The sequence below is a fragment of the Megasphaera sp. UPII 135-E genome (assembly GCF_000221545.1).
GTDB classification, from domain to species: Bacteria; Bacillota; Negativicutes; order Veillonellales; family Megasphaeraceae; genus Megasphaera; species Megasphaera hutchinsoni.
This window is the reverse complement of record NZ_AFUG01000029.1, coordinates 35599-53509: the sequence shown is the minus strand read 5'-3', so window position 1 is coordinate 53509 and position 17911 is coordinate 35599. Positions and strand designations below refer to the sequence as shown.

Sequence of the window (17911 nt, the reverse complement as noted above, 5' to 3'; positions counted from 1 at the left end):
GAAAGGAGCTGATTGGTTTTTGTGTTCATTCGTTGACAGTGGGAAGATAGCATGACATAATGAAAAGAATATATGAGAGCATAGGCGATGTGATGTTTTGATGGGAGGCGTATTGATGAGAGATGAGCGAATTATCGTAGCTTTGGATATGCATACGATGGAGGATATGAAGCAGATGGTTACCCAGTTAGGCGATAGCGTATCGTTTTATAAGGTGGGAATGGAGTTATTTTATAGTGTTGGCATTGACGCAATTACTTATTTGAAACAAGCAAATAAGCAGGTGTTTTTGGATTTAAAGTTACATGATATTCCTCATACGGTAGCACAGAGTGTGCGTGCTTTAACGCGGTTAGGCGTTGATTTAGTCACGGTACATGGATTAGGAGGTAGAACGATGTTATCAGCTGCGGTAGAAGCAGCAAAACAAGAAGCGGAGATAAAGGGGGTTAAACGACCGAAGATTTTAGCAGTGACCATTTTGACTAGTATGGATACGAAAGATTGGCAAGAAATAGGCGGTGCTTTTGATGTATCGCAAGAAGTAAGCTGTTTGGCTTCAGTTGCCCAGTTGGCAGGAGTTGATGGAATGATATCTTCTCCGCATGAAGCCAAGGTGGTTCGTCAGCAATATGGTTCAGATTTTCTTATTGTTACTCCAGGGATTCGTCCAGCTTTTTCTATGTCACAAGATCAAAAACGTATTGCTACACCAGCACAAGCGTTGCGTAATGGTGCATCTTATTTGGTTATAGGAAGACCGATTACGGCTGCGACTAATCCTCAAGAGGCAGCAGAAAAAATAATAGAAGAAATACGGGAGGTATAGATATATATGATGACAGAAGAGAATGTTAAAAAATTATTAATTCAGACAAAGGCTATTTTAGAAGGGCATTTTTTATTGACATCGGGATTACATAGTCCTCTTTATGTAGAAAAATTTAATGTGTTACAACATCCCGAATATACAGAAATGTTGTGTAAAGAATTAGCTCGTCGGTTTGCCGATAAGCACGTACAAGTTGTTATCGGGCCTATGACGGGGGGGATTTTATTAGCACATGAAGTGGGAAAAGCGTTAGGAACACGGGCTATTTTTACGGAACGAGAAAATGGGGTTATGACGTTACGTAGAGGTTTTCGCATTGCCCCAGGCGAACGGGTTTTGATTGTGGAAGATATTGTGACTACGGGTGGATCTGTACGAGAGGTTGTAGATGTAGTAAAGCAAGCCGCTGGAGAAATTGTAGGTGTAGGTTTATTAGTAGATCGTAGTGGAAATAAAGCTGAATTTGGGGTGCCTCAACAGCAAGTGGAAGCATTATTGCATTTAACCGTACCTACTTATAAACCTGATATGTGTCCGTTATGTAAGGACGGGGTACCGATTACAGAACGTGGCAGTCATCATTTAAAATAAGGGAGGAAATAAAGCAATGGAAAGTGTTATGATCATTCTTCCTTTTGTAGGAGCAGGTTTATTTAGTGCTGTTTTTTCTCGCCTAACAGGTATGAATTTAAGTATGTGCATGATTTTTATCTTTTTGTATATGGGCGCAATTCCAGAGCAAGCGGTGGCGGCATTATTAATGTTTAATGCGTTTACGTATTTTACGACTTATTCACAAAAATATCCGGTACAATTTCAAACATTTACGTTTTTTAAGGGAGCTAAATTTTTGATTCCTATTGTTATTACCTTTGCTTTGGCGTTGGTAAATCCTTTCTTTGGCATTGTGTTTTTTGTCATTGTTTTTTTAGCGGAAATATTTGCAAAAATGTATCAGGCATTACCTGTAAAGGTGCGACCGTCAAGAAATCAAATTATTCGGATGGCTGTTATTGCTTCAATTTTGGCTGTAGTGGGAGTTAGAGTGGTGCATGTTATTCCTACTCAGTATTATTTTGCCGTAGTAGGGATAGTGGTTGTTGGCATAGTTCTTTTGATGTGGTTTGCTGGCGATAGACGCCGGTTTAGTAAATCGTGGGATGCGATATTATATGGCACGGCGTTTTTGACGGGATTAACGGGAATGGAAATTGCAGATTGGTTACAAGCAATGAAACGGACGGAAATAACTGTCTTATCACGGATGTATTCTATGGTTATTAATATTGCTATTATTGTCGCTTTAGTGGCATCATATGGATTTTATAGCTATTTTTCTTTAGCTGCATTGTTTGCTACAATCGGAGCTTCTTTGGGGATTCGTTTTTTTGGTATGTATACGTATAGTGAAAAAGGAGCCTTTTCTTATATCACCATGGGCATTACCTTTGTAGCGGCCTTGGTGTTTATGATTATACAACCGCAACCTAGTGGCTTTGTTGATTTACCCACGGTGACAACGGCTCATTCGATTTGGTCGATTTTACACTTTTAATGACATATGTCATTAAAATATGAGTATATTCTACTTTTTGTTGACAAATTAGATAAGGATATTTATAATAAGTTTAATTTATTGAATAATTAAAATAGTTATGAAAGAGAATAATTTTATTATTCGCTATAGAGAGCTAACGGTGGTGTAAGTTAGTGCGAAGATAAGAGTGTCCGCTCTGGAGCTGCAAATGATGAATTTGACAGGAATCGCCTGTTATAGCGATATCAAGTAGGCTATTATAGCAAGTTGGGTGGCAACGCGGGAATAGATTCTCGTCCCTTTTAGGGATGGGAATCTTTTTTTTGAGGAGGAATAGGGATGAAACGAGTTCATAATTTTAATGCAGGACCATCGGCTATGCCTTTATCTGTACTACAAGAGGTACAAGCAGAATTTCTTGATTATGCAGGTACGGGCATGAGTGTTATTGAAATGAGTCATCGTAGTGATTCGTATCAAACGTTACAAGCTGAAACAGAGACGTTATTACGGGATTTATTGCATATTCCTAAGGACTATCATATTGTTTTTATGCAAGGTGGGGGAAGTATGCAGTTTGTTATGCATGCACTTAATTTTTTGCATTGTCGTGGTGGGTATATTAATACAGGAGTATGGTCTGATAAGGCGATGAAAGCGGCTGCTGCGTTTGGTGAAGTATATGAAGTGGCTTCTACTAAAGCAGAAGGATTTACGCACATTCCGCGGGTATTGCCACAAGCAATAAAAGCACAAACGGATTATATTTATTTGACGTCAAATAATACGATTCATGGAACACAGTGGCAGACATATCCACAAGTTGATATTCCGTTATTTGGTGATTTATCAAGTGATTTCTTAAGTAGACCTATTCCTATTTCTCAATTTGACTTAATATTTGCGGGGGCACAAAAAAATATTGGACCAGCGGGTGTAGTTGTAGGAATTATAAAAGATACGCTTTTAGACAAAGCTAAAAGGGATATTCCTGATATGTTGCGGTATGATACGTATGTTAAACATCATTCGGTATATAATACGCCGCCCGTTTTTTGCATTTATTTTATTTATAAAGTATTGCAGTGGGTACAACAGCAAGGTGGGGTAGAAAAAATAGCACAACGCAATAAAGAAAAAGCAGATATGATTTATGAGGTAATTGATCAAAGCAATGGCTTTTATCGTGGACATGCAGATATACAGTCGCGAAGTGTTATGAATATTACATTCCATTTAGCAACACCGGAATTAGAAAAAATGTTTTTACAAGCATCTCTTCAAAATAATATGATTGGGCTTAAAGGACATCGGTTGTTAGGGGGGTGTCGAGCTTCTTTATATAATGCAGTAACCGAAGAAAGTTGTGCTTCTTTGGCAACCTTTATGAAATCATTTCAGCAAGCACATTAGTGCACGTATAGGAGGTACGGCAATGAAAATTTTAGTAAGTGATGATGTAGCCCAAGAGGGCATTTATTTATTGCGTCAGCATGGATATGATGTAGATGTAAAAATGAATTTAAAAGAAGCCGATTTAATTCAGTGTATTGGAGAATATGATGGACTTATTACTCGTTCGATGACGCATGTTACAGAAGCGGTTATAAAGGCGGCAACTAAGTTGAAAGTAATTGGACGAGCCGGCGTTGGTGTAGATAGTATTGATATTAAAACAGCTACGCGAAAGGGAATTATTGTAGTTAATGCCCCGACAGCGAATACGATTGCGGCAACGGAACATACTTGTGCTATGATTATGGCTATTACGAGACATATCCCACAGGCACATTATTCATTGATGGCAGGACAGTGGACACGCGAAGCATTTACGGGAATTCAATTAAAAGATAAAACGATTGGAATTATTGGCGTAGGTCGTATTGGTTCGCGGATTGCAAAACGCATGCAGGCGATGGAAATGAGGACGATTGGCTATGATCCGTATATCCCCAGAGAACGGGGTATACAACTTGGTGTGGAATTGATGGATTTGGAGTCACTTTTGGAACAATCTGATTATATTACGTTACATACGCCTTTGACGAAAGAAACACGGAATATGATTGGAGCAGAGCAAATTCGTAAAATGAAAAAGGGGGTCCGTCTTATCAATGTTTCGCGGGGGAAAGTTGTGGATATTAAGGCGTTAGCTGAGGCTCTTTTGCGTGGGCATGTTGCTGGAGCGGCCTTGGATGTATTTCCGGAAGAACCTTTATCGCAAGAGATAAATCCTTTTTTTGGGATGGATAATGTGGTGTTGACGCCTCATTTAGGGGCTTCAACAGTAGAAGCTCAAATTGGCGTTTCGATGGATGTGGCAAAAGGGGTTATAGCAGCATTACAAGGAGAACCTGTACCGACAGCGGTTAATATGGCACCTGTTCCGCCTAATGTATATAATGTAATTCAACCATATTTTAATCTAGTTGAGCGTATGGGAACGATGGGTGCGTACTTGGTATCAGCACCGATGCAAGAGATTCAAGTGGAATATACGGGAGAATTAGCTGAAACAGAAACAAGGTTATTGACTACAGCGGCTATAAAGGGAGCATTGAATCCGATTTTACAAGATTCTGTTAATTTTGTTAATGCGGCCGATGTTGCAAAGAGTAGACATGTGTCGGTTAAAGAAATTAAGTCCCAACAATCAGGTGATTTTACGGATGCTGTAACTGTTAGGATTAAAACAGAAAAGGGAGAACATGCTATTGTAGGAATGTTGTTTAATAAGAAGGAACCGAAAATAGTACAAATTGATAATTGGCGGTTAGATTTTACGCCTGAAGGATATTTGATCTTGGCACCGCATCGCAATCAACCCAATATGATTGGTCAAATTTCTACTATTTTAGGACAGGCTGGAATTAATATTACGGGTATGCAAGTAGGTAAAATGACGGAAGCTGATATTAATATTATGGCAGTGGCTGTGGCAGAAGATATTCCTCACGATATTATGTTAAAATTGCGTGCAATTGAGGGGATTTTAGATATTACATTAATTCATTGTGAAATACATTAAGGAGATAAGATGATACGGATTATATTAATTCGACATGGTGAGACAACATGGAATGTAGCAGGACGATTCCAAGGGCAAGAAGATACATGCTTAAGTGCAGCAGGACAACGGCAGGGGAAGCAAGTTGCTGAAGCGTTACGAGGGACGGCGATTGATGCGGTAGTGGCAAGTCCATTGCATCGTGCAAAAGTAACGGCACAATATTGTGCTCAGTTACATGACTTGCCCGTCCATACAGATGAACGGTTAATCGAAATTAATCATGGTAAATGGGAAGGTATGTTAGTAGATGAAGTACAAGCGACATATCCTGAACTTTATACACAGTGGCATCAACATCCACATTTGGTGACGATGCCGAATGGTGAAAGTTTAGCGGATATGAAACGCCGGATTCAGGACGCATTACATGAATATTGTTATAAATATGAGGGGAAAACGATATTAGTAGCTGCTCATGATGCAGTAAATAAAGTGATGATTTGCTCTATGCTGGGGTTGGATATGAGTCATTTTTGGCAAATAAAACAAGATAATACTTGTATTAATATTCTTGAAGGAACAGAACAGGCATGGCGAATTGTTTTATTGAATTCTGTTTCTCATCGTAATGTATTGTTTTGCGAAATGGAACAAAAGGGATTATAGATGGTTATGTGGTGTAAGAAAAAGATACCTTTTGATATAGTAATAATCAATTGCTTTTCTCGTTGTGGGTGGATGCGTTAGAAAAGAATGTTGTAAGAAAGGCTAGTTTTATAGTATAGTAATAGAGGTATATAATTGTTTTGATACGGTTTGATTGATGTATAGAGAATTGTATTGTAGAGAGGTAATAAGGAGGAACGAACACGTATGTTAGATGCAAAATTTGTTCGTGAAAATGTAGAAGCGGTAAAGGAAAACGTAAAAAATAGAAATGCTCATGTCGATATAGACGCATTTGTAACGTTAGATGGACAACGGCGTTCATTGATTCAAGAAGTTGAAGCAATGAAAAACAAACGAAATACGGTAACACAGCAAATTGCTAAATTAAAGCAAAATCATGAAAATGCGGATGCAGAAATTACGGCTATGAAAAAATTAGGTGAGCAAATTGCGGAATTAGATCAAAAGCTGCATGCAACGGAAGAACAATTGCGGCAAGTTCAACTTATGATTCCGAATATGTGCCATTCATCTGTTCCCGTGGGAAAAGATGATCAGGATAATCCGGAAATTCGTAAATGGGGCATTCTTCCATCTTTTGACTTTACGGTGAAAAATCATTGGGAAATTGGTGAACAATTAGGTATTTTGGATGCAGAACGAGCGGCAAAGGTTACGGGAGCCCGGTTTTATTATTATATGGGGATGGGAGCTCGCTTAGAACGTGCTTTGTATAATTTTATGTTAGATCAACACACGGAAAAAGATGGATATACTGAAGTTATACCTCCGTATATTGTGAATAAGGATTCTATGACAGGAACAGGGCAGTTACCCAAATTTGAGGAAGATATGTATGCGCTACAAGTAGAAGGTGCAAATATGTATTTAATTCCGACAGCGGAAGTACCACTTACAAATTATTATCGCGGAGAAATTATTGATGCGGCAAAGTTACCTATATCTTTTACAGCAATGACACCTTGTTTTCGTGCAGAAGCAGGATCAGCGGGTCGTGATACGAGAGGCTTAATTAGACAACATCAATTTCATAAAGTGGAAATGGTTAAGTATACAACGCCTGAAACAAGTTATGATGAATTGGAAAAATTGACAAATCATGCAGAAGGTATTCTTAAAGCATTGCAATTGCCCTATCGGGTGGTTTGCCTTTGTACGGGTGATATTGGTTTTTCTGCAGCGAAAACATTTGATCTTGAAGTGTGGTTTCCCGCACAGGGAAAATATCGTGAAATTTCTTCTTGTTCGAATACGGAAGACTTTCAAGCTCGTCGTGCGAATATACGATTTCGTAGAGAAGCAAAGGGAAAATTAGAATATGTACATACATTAAATGGCTCAGGTGTTGCTGTGGGTCGTGCTGTTGCAGCGATTTTAGAAAATTATCAACAAGCGGATGGCAGTGTAGTTGTACCGGAAGTGTTACGTCCTTATATGCGTTGTGATGTCATTCGTAAATAATTTTATAAAAAAAGAGTCTATGATAAGGAGTGTATTTGTTACATTTATCGTAATTTAGATAGAATGGTAATGAATATGGATAAGATAGGCTCTTTTTATTTGCGGAGAAAATAAGAGGAATACTCAATATTAAAGAGAATTATGTAAAGAGTAGGAAAATATTGATCAAAGGAGGCAGCTATTATGGATAGGTTATTAACATTAGAGTTTGTACGGGTGACGGAAGCCGCAGCAGTACGTGCTGGTCGCTTAATGGGAAAAGGAAATAAAGAAGGCTCGGATCAATTGGCGGTTGATGGTATGCATGCTATTTTAGCAGGGGTACCTATTGATGGAACCGTAGTTATTGGAGAAGGGGAAATGGATGAAGCACCAATGCTTTATATTGGTGAAAAAGTAGGTGCAGGTGGTACGCCAGTAGATATTGCGGTTGATCCTCTAGAGGGGACTAATTTAACGGCTAAAGGGCAAGATGGCTCAATTGCTGTTATAGCTATTGCTGGTAAGGGAAATTTACTTCATGCTCCAGATATGTATATGGAAAAATTATGTGTAGGTCCTCGTGCTAAAGGGCGTATTGATTTAACGCAACCGGTTACAGAAAATTTGCGACGTATTGCCGAAGGGTTAGAACGTAGTATTGATGACATTACGGTAGTAATTTTAGATCGGGAACGTCATCAAGATATGATTAATCAATGCAGAGAAGCTGGAGCTAGAATTAAATTAATCACAGATGGAGATGTATCACCAGCAGTTGATATCGGAATTGAAGGTTCGGGTGTGCATGTGTTGATGGGGATTGGCGGCGCACCGGAAGGGGTATTGGCAGCAGCTGCTTTAAAATGTTTAGGTGGAGATATGCAGGCTCGATTATTGCCAGCAACGGATGAAGAATATAACCGGTGTGTGGCTATGGGGATTACCGATGTTAAGCGTATATTAACCTTAGATGATTTGGTAAAAGGGGATGATTGTATCTTTTCTGCTACAGCAATTACGAATACGCCGTTATTGCGAGGTATTCAGTATTTTGGTGGTGGTGCACGTACGATGTCGGTGGTAATGCGGTATAAGAGTGGTACTATTCGAGTTATTGATACATTCCATCGGTTTGAACGGGATAGCAAATGGAGTATTCATTTATAAGTAATAGTGAGGATGGTAATAGGGGTGTCAGTCAAGTCGTATTTTCAATATAAACACTTTTAGTTTTGGGGTATTTATGGTACAATGACTTGATAGTAAAAGCGTTATGATGTATAGCATTATACATTAGATATATACTTGACTCATTATTATTAGGAGGCACCGGAATTGGAGAAACTTGTTATTCGGGGTGGAAATCCGTTACATGGAACGGTTCGCATTAGTGGTGCAAAGAATGCTGTGCTGCCCATTATTGTAGCATCTATGCTTGGTACAACCGAAAGTACGTTAACGGAGATTCCAAAGTTAGCAGATGTGTACACGGTTTGTGAGGTAATTCGTTCATTAGGAATTAGCATTGAAATGGTACGCTCAGGAGTGTTAAAAATTGATGCATCGTCATTAAATAATACAGAGGCTCCTTATGATTTAGTACGGCGTATGCGTGCATCATTTTTGGTTATGGGACCGTTATTAGCACGAAAAAGGAAAGCTTGTATATCGTTGCCGGGAGGATGTTCTATTGGTGCACGACCTATTGATTTGCATTTAAAGGCATTTGAGGCGATGGGTGCACAAATTACGTTGCAAGACGGTAATATTGAGGCACAAGTCCCGAATGGGTTGCAAGGAGCTCAAATATATTTGGATTTTCCAAGTGTAGGTGCTACGGAAAATGTATTGATGGCAGCATCCATGGCAAAGGGAAAAACGGTATTAGAAAATGCGGCCGAAGAACCAGAAATTGTTGATTTAGCTACGTATTTAAATAGTATGGGAGCCAATATTCGCGGTGCAGGTACGAATGTAATTCGTATTGAAGGGGTGCCGCAGTTACATGGTGCAGTGCATTCGGTTATTCCCGATCGTATTGAAGCTGGTACGTTTATGGTAGGGGCAGCTATGACGGGTGGGAATGTGTTTGTCGAAAATGCACTATCAGAACATTTAAAACCACTTATTGCTAAATTAAAAGAAGTAGGTGCAACCGTAGAAGAAGAAATTGACGGTATTCGTGTTATCGGCAATACGTCGCTTGTTGCAGCGGATATAAAAACGTTACCGTATCCGGGTTTTCCAACGGATTTACAAGCACAGTTTATGGCGTTAACTACTATTTGTAAAGGTACAAGTGTTGTTACGGAAACGGTATTTGAAAATAGATTTATGCATGTAGATGAATTTAAGAGAATGGGAGCTAATATTATCATTGAGGGACGAAGTGCGATTATTAAGGGGGTGGAGCAGTTACGTGGAACTGCCGTTAATGCGACAGATTTGCGTGCAGGTGCGGCTCTCGTTTTAGCGGGATTAGTAGCGGAAGGTAGGACTGAATTGGGCTATTTATATCATATTGATAGAGGCTATGATAATCTTGTAGCGAAATTACAAAGGCTAGGTGCAGACATTGTTAGGGTTGAGATGGAAGAAACATAACAAGGGACAAGCATTGTTAAATATTTCGTTCTGGCATCGTTCGTGGTGGAAACAAGATATTGCGATTGATTTGGGGACGGCAAATATTATGGTGTATGTAAAGCGGCGTGGAATTGTAGTTGAAGAGCCAGCCGTTATTGCTGTAGATACGCTGTTGCATCGTGTTGTTGCTATAGGCAAAGAGGCCTATGATATGTTGGGGCGGACACCACGTAATATTTCTGCGTATTATCCATTACAAAAGGGTGCCATTGTTGATTATGATGCGACAGCATACATGATTACGTATTTTATACAAAAAGCGATCGGTCGGCCGTGGTTGTTTAAACCTAATGTTATTATTAGTGTTCCTGCTAGTGTTACGAATGTAGAACGTCGTGCGGTAATAGAAGCCTGTATGCAAGCTGGAACAGGTAAAATTGTGGTAATGGAAGAAACCTTGGCAGCGGCTATTGGCGCGGGTCTTGATGGAACAAATTCGAATGGCTTTATGGTGGTTAACATAGGGGGAGGTACTACTAACGTAGCGATTCTTAGTGCGAGCGGTATTGTTTTTAGCGAATCTTTGCGTATGGGTGGACAGGCATTTGATGAAGCTATTTGTCAGTACTTGGAAAAGAAAAAAAATATTATTATAGGACGACAAACGGCGGAATTATTAAAAATTCATATTGGTACTGTGTTAAAAGAGAAGCAACAGGATCATGTTGTTGTACGAGGAAGAAGTGGTGAAACGGGGCTACCTGTACAAGTTGATGTGGATTCGCAGGAGATACGTAGTGCTTTACAAGAACATGTAGAAGCAATTATAAAAATGATTGTAGAAGTATTAGAAAAAGCACCTCCAGAATTAGCTTCGGATATTATGGATCATGGAATTGTTTTGGCTGGGGGAGGTATGCTTTTACATGGCTTAGAACGCCTTATTTCGGATCGTACTGGCATTGCGGCATATTGTTGTGATGATCCGTTGCGCTGTGTGATACAAGGTGCGGGAAAAACATTGTATAAGATGCAACGTTTAAAAGATAGTTTTTCAGAAGGATAGGGTGAAAACAATGAAGTTACTTTATAAAATCATTGCTTTTTTTGGATTAGCTAGTTTTTTTACATTTCCAGTGGCAGCGGCTGAAGTTTCATATACATCCGTATTAGCAGGTACGGTAGCGAGTATTGTTACTGTAGGGAGGCCTGTGAATGAGGGGGATGTATTGGTGACGATTCAATCGTTAGCAGGACCCATGGCAGCCGCAAGGGCTAATGGCAAAGGGGTTGTAAAAGCGGTATATGTCACACCTGGAACAGCAATTCAACAGGGGAGAGTAGTTGTTATAGTAGAGGAAGTATAAAGGTAGTTATTTATGAAAACGATAAAAACGAAGATATGTATATTTATTAGTATCTCTTTGCTTGTTCTTTTAGGGATGGTAGCTACGGTAGTACAAGCACAAGAATTTATGCAGGTGAAAGATGTTCGTGAAGGGATGACGGGGTATGCAAAAACGGTTGTTCATGGGCATAAAATTGAAACATTTCCTGTAGAAATTTTAGGTGTAATGAAAAATAGCGGCCCATCGGGGGATTTAATATTAGCTCGTTTTTCTGGACCATTAATAGAGCGTACTGGTGGTATTGCACAAGGTATGAGTGGTAGCCCTGTATATATTCAGGGAAAGTTATTAGGTGCGATAGCTTATGGTTGGGCTTTTTCAAATTCTCGTTTAGGCATGATTACGCCTATAACAGATATGGTAAAGTTATGGGATACGCCTACGAGTGAAGAAATTAGACCATTTAATGCACGGGAAGAATCGTTAGTACCGATTGCTACTCCATTGATGGTATCTGGTTTTGATGCATCTTCTTTGGATTGGATGACCCAAAAATTGCCACAGTATCATTTTTTACCAGTTGATGCACCTACCTCAGAAATCGATGAACGCACTTTTACTTTAGAACCAGGAAGTGCAGTGGCCGCAGCTTTTGTGAATGGTGATATGAAAATGGGTGCTATTGGTACGGTTACTTATGTTGATAAGGATCGTGTCGTAGCGTTTGGGCATCCATTTTTAAAAAAAGGAAGTACGCATTACTTTATGCATAATGCATATATTTTTACTGTTGTAAATAACCTTAATTCGTCTTTTAAATTGGGATCTATTGGTGCTGAAATTGGCAATATTGATCAAGATCGTGGCGCGGGTATTGCGGGAGTGCAGCATTCTCTTGCGACAGGAATTCCGGTTGAAATACGTGTAGATGATGAAGATACAGGTGTATCTTTGGTGAAACGGGTTAAGATTATAGAAGATAATGAATTAACTCCCGTTTTGGCTTCTACGGCAATTTATAATACGGTTAATAAAGCCCTTGATAGAGTAGGGGGCGGTACAGTTACATTACAATATACAATTCGTAGTACAACGGGAGAGACCCATACTGTTTCTCGGCATAATATGTATTATTCAGCTGATAATATTAATGAAAAAAGTATTGATGAATTATATAATGTAGTGGATCTGTTAAAGCATAATGAATTTGTAGAATATCCTGTGTTAGATATCAATATGCACATGCGTATTTCACAAGCGAAAAAAATAGCACGTATAGTGGATGCGACAGCTGCTCCAGCAGTAGTTAGTCCAGGAGATGAAGTTTTTTTAAATATTACATTACATCCGTATAGAGGCAAAGATGTACATCAAATCATGAGTTTTACTGTGCCGAAAGATCAACCTTTAGGGGAAATGATTTTGGAAATACGAGGTGGGGGTGTGATGCCTTTGCCTTATTTGATAGAACGACAAAAATATAATTTAACGGATGAAATTTTAGCTCGTTTACGCAAGTATAAAAGTTTTGCCGATTTAAAAAAGAAGATTGAAGAAGAAGAGGCTAATAATGATGTAGTGGTAGAAATATTGGAAAAAGATGTTAGCATGGTTCCTGATCACGAAAAAGGTCCTGGCAAGGTGAAAATTAGCGGAAAAGACACTCCTACGAAATCAGAGGATTTGGTGAAACCGAATAAGCATAAATTAAAAGATGATAATAAAAAAGAAGCTAAATCCATGGCCCAAACTCCCTATATTGTTGTGGGAGATGGACAGATATCATTGCAAGTGGTACGTCCAGAAGAACGGAATGCATATTTAGCTAGACATCGTCAGAAAAAGATGGCAAAAGCGGTTATGAAAGAAGAAGTGGAATCGACAACAGAAAAATCTACCTCGGAGAAATCGGAAAAAGGTAAAAAAGAAGATACATCGCATCAAGAAAAAGTGATTGATGTATCTAATTATAGGTGACTTATTTTTTGAAATAAAACATTCGATATGTCTTGTTAAAAAGAAATATCGAATGTTTTTTTTTATAGGTGTAATAAGTATGTCATATAGATGAAACATTTTGTAAAACAATTGCCGTCTTACTGATATAATGATATTATCATTATATCAGTACATATGAACTATATTTACAATAGTAGTTAGCAGGAACATAGATTGCACTTTATATGAAGGGGGAGTTATGGCTGTATTGGAAAGTATTGGTAAGTTTGTTTTGTCTATATTAGAACAAGTTGGTGTTATCACCATTTTATGGGGACAAACGATAAAACAATTGCCTAAAATACAATGGAAATTAACGATTTATCAAATGGCTCAATTAGGCGTAAATTCATTACCCATTGTTACGCTAACGTTATTGTTCGCGGGTATGGTCATGACATTACAAATTGTTGATATTTTACTTCGGTATGGAGCACAAGCAACCTTAGGAGGGGCTATGTCCGTGTCGATGGGACGAGAATTAGGTCCTATTTTAACTGGTGTAGTCATGGCGGGACGAGTTGGTGCAGCTATGACTGCTGAAATTGGCACAATGAAAGTTACCGAGCAAATTGATGCATTACGATGTATGGCGGTTAATCCTATTGCTTATCTAGTAGTACCTCGCTTTGTAGCGTGTACTTGTATGGTGCCTTTACTAGCATTTTATGGATATATTATTGGGACGGCTGGAGGATATGCTGTTGCTGTCTTTGGTGCCGGTCTTGCCCACTTTACTTATGTTAATTCAATTGAAGTATTGACCGCAATTACGGATATTATTTATGGATTGATCAAAGCAATGTTTTTTGGTGGGATTATATCTATTATTGCTTGCTATGAGGGCTTACATGCTAAAAGTGGGGCTGAAGGAGTAGGGAAGGCGACAACAAAATCGGTAGTTACATCCATTATTTTTATTTTTATTTGTAATTATATTTTATCGGTTATTTTATATTAGGGGGCATAGATGATATCATTACGAGATATTACTCTGGCTTATGAGCATCAGATTATTTTAGATCATATTTCTTTGGATATTCATAAAGGGGAAACATTGGCTATTTTAGGAGCTAGTGGTTCAGGTAAAAGTACGATATTACGAATTTTAATAGGCTTGCAAAAACCATCAAGCGGACAGATTTTTTTAGAGGGAAGAGAACTTTCATCGCTTTCTGAACAAGCATGGAATAAAGTTCGTGGACGCATGGGAATGGTATTCCAATATTCGGCGTTATTTGATTCATTGACAGTAGGAGAGAATGTTGCCTTTGGCTTACGCCAACATACATCATTAAAGGAACCTGATATTCGACGCATTGTAGCAGAAAAATTAGCGTTGGTTGGGTTAGTAGGTATAGAGGATAAAATGCCCAATGAATTATCGGGGGGGATGAAAAAACGAGTGAGTTTGGCTCGTGCTATTGCGTTAAATCCAGAAATTATTTTGTATGATGAACCTACGGCTGGCTTGGATCCGTTACGAAGTGCTTCGATTAATGAATTGATTGTATCGTTACAACAGCAATTAAAAGTTACATCGATACTTGTTACGCATGATATGACATCTGCTTTTTCGGTAGCCGATAGGATGGCTTTTTTAAAACAAGGAAAATTTCAACTCATTGCAGATAAGGAAACATTTAAACAAACGAAAGATAAAGATATTCAAATCTTTATTCATGGTGGAATGCTTCCGAATATGGAGGATTATAAAAATGAAGTGGAGTAGTGAAGCAAAAGTTGGATTGGTTACAGTTGTTGGGGTAATTTTATTTTCTTACACGATTATCGACTTGGCACAAGCAGAAATTTTAGGTAAACCTGGATATGAAGTACATAGTATTTTTTCAGATGCAAAGGGTGTCCAAAAGGGAAATACCGTTCGGTATGCTGGGGTCAATGTGGGTCGAGTGTTACGGGTAGAAACAACAAGTAGTGGAGTAGATGTTGTGTTGAAATTAGATAAACAGGTGATAATTCCTAAAGATTCCCCTATTTCTATTACTACTGATGGGCTGTTAGGTGAAAAAATTATTAATATTACACCTGGGAGCAATAAAGAGCGAGGATTACAAGAGGGTGATTATGTATTAGGCACATCAAGTAAAAGTATGGATGACTTGGTGAATACAGCGAATGATTTAATTCAAAATACGAATCAAATGGTAGTGAATGTAAATCGGATTATTGGGGATTCGCAAACGCAAGCGGCTATACGAGATTCCATGATTCATATTAATAATATTACGGCTCAGACGGATGCGATGTTGCAAGCAAATGCTGGTAATATTAGAGCAATTGCTCAAAATATGGCAGACCTTACAGCACAGATGAATAGTTCTTTGCAACGGATAGATGGTGATGGAGCGACATCGGATAATATTCGTTCTCTTGTAAAAAATATGAATGAATCGAGTAAACAATTAACGATGATTGCTAATTCATTTGCCAAGGTGACAGGAGATCCGCATACACAAGAGAATTTACAAATGACATTACAAAATACTGCCGCCATCTCACAAAAAGTAAATCAATTATTATCGGGAAATCGTGAATTGAACACAACGGGTGAAGCGGGAATATTATATAATAATACATCTAAAGAAAGTTATGGTTATGCTACTTTTAAAGTAGAGAAAAATAATAATTTCTTTCTTTTAGGTGCGGAGGGAATTGGTAATCGAACAAAAATGAATTTGCAATATGGAACACATCGGCCTTTTTTTGATATTCGTTGGGGTTTGGTGAATGGAGAATTAGGTGGAGGCATTGATTTGTTTCCTAAAAAAGTATTTCAATTATCTTTAGAAGGATATAATCCCAATCAATGGCAATATCGGATGAAGGGTAAATATCGAGTATCTAAGAATGTATATATTTTAGGTCAAGCGATACGTCCTATGAAAGGCGAGGGCGGTGGAAATTATTTCGGTGTGCATTACGTATTTTAAGATGGAGGTTTTTTATGACAAGGCATATTAAAGAAAAAATGATATGGGGGGTAGTATTTTCCCTTTGTTGTTTACCTGCGGGGGCGGCAAATTCAGTAGCGTTAAATAAGGATAATTATGCGATGGTTCGCCCAGTAGATATGACACCGTTGATACGGCAAGAAGTAGCGGATAAGATAACAAAACAGCATCATTTTATTTCTAATAAAAAAACGGTATCGGCATTGCGAAAAGATACAAATAGGAATACGTTATCTTTAACATTATCACAAGCGGTACGCCTGGCTTTAGCTAATAATCGTGATGTTAAAGTGGCCTACTATACATTAAAACAATCGGATTGTGCGATTGCTGAAGCGAAATCAGGAAAAATGCCTAAAATAGAGTATAATTTTTCCGCTGGGCGTACAGGTGAGCATAATGGCATGAATATGTTTGGTCATACGTTGAGTTTATCGCTTCCTGTGTATACGGGCAATCGTCTGGAAAATGCAGTTACATTAGCAAATATAGAAAAAATGGATGCACAAGAGGGCGTATTAAAAACTGAACAGGAAATTAAATTAAATGCTATTAAGGGATATTTTAAGGTCTTGGCAGCACAAGAAGTGCAACAAGTTTATCAAGAAGCGGTAGAAAATTTACAGGCACATGTAAAAAATGTGAAAGCACAATATACGGCTGGAACAGTAGCAAAATTAGATGTATTGAATACAGAAGTATCTTTAGCGGCGGCTGAAACAAAAAATGTGTCCGCCCTTAACGATGTGGCACTGGCATCGGATCAATTGAGTAATATTGTTGGAGTGCCTTTACAGACGGCATTAGTATTACAAGATCACACACTTCCTTTTCCTGCATATTCGCGTTCTCTTGATGAATCGGTGCAATATGCTATGAAATATAGACCAGAAGTATTGCAAGCAGCGTTAGCAGTTCAAAAAGCGAATGTGTATGTTGATTTGATGAAAGGGGACACGCGTCCGCAGGCGGGCATTCGGTTGAGTCAAGAGTGGAAAGATACTTCTTTTCCTGGAACGGCTCATTCATCGTGGCGTGTAGGTGGTGAAATTTCTTATTCGCTATTTGATGGGGGTATTGCAAGAGCTAAAATGGCTAAGGCTAAGCAAGATTTTTTCAAGGCTAATGAAATGGATCAAAAAGTTCGTGAAAGTGTTACGCTACAAGTAAAACAAGCGTATCTAGCTATTTCTAGTGCAAAAAAGAGGGTGGATGCGGCGAAAGCAGCTATTACACAGGCTAAGGAAGGGTTTAAAATATCGCAGGTGCGCTATCAAGCTGGTGTAGGTATTAATTTAGATGTGTTAGATGCACAATTGGCTTTAAATCAAGCGAAAATTAATTATATTCAAGCATTATATGACTATAATGTAGGCATTGCTATGTTAGAGCAAGCGATGGGTATAGATGCATATTCAGGTGTGATTCGTCCGTAATAAAATCATTAATGTAGAGATATTTTAGGGATAATAGATAAGCAGTATAGATGGG

The 17911-nt window shown here is 38.5% G+C and carries 16 protein-coding genes and 1 other annotated feature; all 16 genes read left to right on the top strand.

Translation table 11 applies throughout. The annotated features are described in order from the left end of the window. Positions 1–115: 115 nt before the first annotated feature. The 16 genes from pyrF to HMPREF1040_RS04120 all read left to right on the top strand — a co-directional run bounded on the left by pyrF (position 116) and on the right by HMPREF1040_RS04120 (position 17856). A complete protein-coding gene (pyrF, locus tag HMPREF1040_RS04195; protein ID WP_007392673.1) occupies positions 116–829 on the top strand; it encodes an orotidine-5'-phosphate decarboxylase in 714 nt (237 codons plus the stop codon). A 6-nt stretch (positions 830–835) separates the two neighbouring features. Continuing rightward, positions 836–1423 (top strand): orotate phosphoribosyltransferase, encoded by a 588-nt coding sequence (gene pyrE, locus HMPREF1040_RS04190; RefSeq protein ID WP_007392678.1) that lies wholly within the window; start codon positions 836–838, stop codon positions 1421–1423. A gap of 16 nt (positions 1424–1439) precedes the next feature. Then, positions 1440–2387 carry a hypothetical protein gene (locus tag HMPREF1040_RS04185; RefSeq protein WP_007392658.1) on the top strand — a complete coding sequence of 316 codons (948 nt, stop codon included), beginning with the start codon at positions 1440–1442 and terminating at the stop codon, positions 2385–2387. Positions 2388–2478: 91 nt separating this feature from the next. Further along, positions 2479–2673 (top strand) — a binding site (T-box leader). Positions 2674–2708: 35 nt separating this feature from the next. Further along, on the top strand, positions 2709–3782 hold the full coding sequence (serC, locus tag HMPREF1040_RS04180) for a 3-phosphoserine/phosphohydroxythreonine transaminase (protein WP_007392650.1): 1074 nt from the start codon (positions 2709–2711) through the stop codon (positions 3780–3782). Positions 3783–3804: 22 nt separating this feature from the next. Beyond that, positions 3805–5397, top strand: coding sequence for a phosphoglycerate dehydrogenase (gene serA / locus HMPREF1040_RS04175; protein ID WP_007392653.1), 1593 nt, complete (start codon positions 3805–3807; stop codon positions 5395–5397). A gap of 9 nt (positions 5398–5406) precedes the next feature. Then, positions 5407–6045, top strand: a complete 639-nt coding sequence (locus HMPREF1040_RS04170; RefSeq protein ID WP_007392668.1) for a histidine phosphatase family protein — start codon at positions 5407–5409, stop codon at positions 6043–6045. Between the two features lie 207 nt (positions 6046–6252). Next, complete coding sequence (gene serS / locus HMPREF1040_RS04165; protein ID WP_007392676.1) at positions 6253–7530, top strand: serine--tRNA ligase; 1278 nt, start codon at positions 6253–6255, stop codon at positions 7528–7530. Between the two features lie 183 nt (positions 7531–7713). Then, complete coding sequence (gene glpX / locus HMPREF1040_RS04160; protein WP_007392656.1) at positions 7714–8679, top strand: class II fructose-bisphosphatase; 966 nt, start codon at positions 7714–7716, stop codon at positions 8677–8679. 168 nt (positions 8680–8847) lie between these two features. Further along, the gene (gene murA, locus HMPREF1040_RS04155; protein WP_007392681.1) at positions 8848–10116 is read left to right on the top strand and encodes a UDP-N-acetylglucosamine 1-carboxyvinyltransferase; all 1269 of its coding nucleotides are present in this window, start codon (positions 8848–8850) and stop codon (positions 10114–10116) included. Continuing rightward, positions 10088–11164, top strand: coding sequence for a rod shape-determining protein (locus tag HMPREF1040_RS04150; RefSeq protein WP_007392682.1), 1077 nt, complete (start codon positions 10088–10090; stop codon positions 11162–11164). Before murA ends, HMPREF1040_RS04150 begins: the two co-directional genes overlap by 29 nt. Positions 11165–11174: 10 nt before the next feature. Next, positions 11175–11465 (top strand): biotin/lipoyl-containing protein, encoded by a 291-nt coding sequence (locus HMPREF1040_RS04145; protein ID WP_007392637.1) that lies wholly within the window; start codon positions 11175–11177, stop codon positions 11463–11465. Between the two features lie 12 nt (positions 11466–11477). Then, positions 11478–13424 (top strand): SpoIVB peptidase S55 domain-containing protein, encoded by a 1947-nt coding sequence (locus HMPREF1040_RS04140; protein WP_007392669.1) that lies wholly within the window; start codon positions 11478–11480, stop codon positions 13422–13424. A 220-nt stretch (positions 13425–13644) separates the two neighbouring features. Next, on the top strand, positions 13645–14406 hold the full coding sequence (locus tag HMPREF1040_RS04135; RefSeq protein WP_007392661.1) for an ABC transporter permease: 762 nt from the start codon (positions 13645–13647) through the stop codon (positions 14404–14406). A 9-nt stretch (positions 14407–14415) separates the two neighbouring features. After that, on the top strand, positions 14416–15177 hold the full coding sequence (locus HMPREF1040_RS04130) for an ABC transporter ATP-binding protein (protein WP_007392640.1): 762 nt from the start codon (positions 14416–14418) through the stop codon (positions 15175–15177). Beyond that, on the top strand, positions 15164–16399 hold the full coding sequence (locus tag HMPREF1040_RS04125; RefSeq protein ID WP_007392651.1) for an MlaD family protein: 1236 nt from the start codon (positions 15164–15166) through the stop codon (positions 16397–16399). Before HMPREF1040_RS04130 ends, HMPREF1040_RS04125 begins: the two co-directional genes overlap by 14 nt. Positions 16400–16413: 14 nt before the next feature. After that, positions 16414–17856 carry a TolC family protein gene (locus HMPREF1040_RS04120; RefSeq protein ID WP_007392660.1) on the top strand — a complete coding sequence of 481 codons (1443 nt, stop codon included), beginning with the start codon at positions 16414–16416 and terminating at the stop codon, positions 17854–17856. Positions 17857–17911 lie beyond the last annotated feature (55 nt).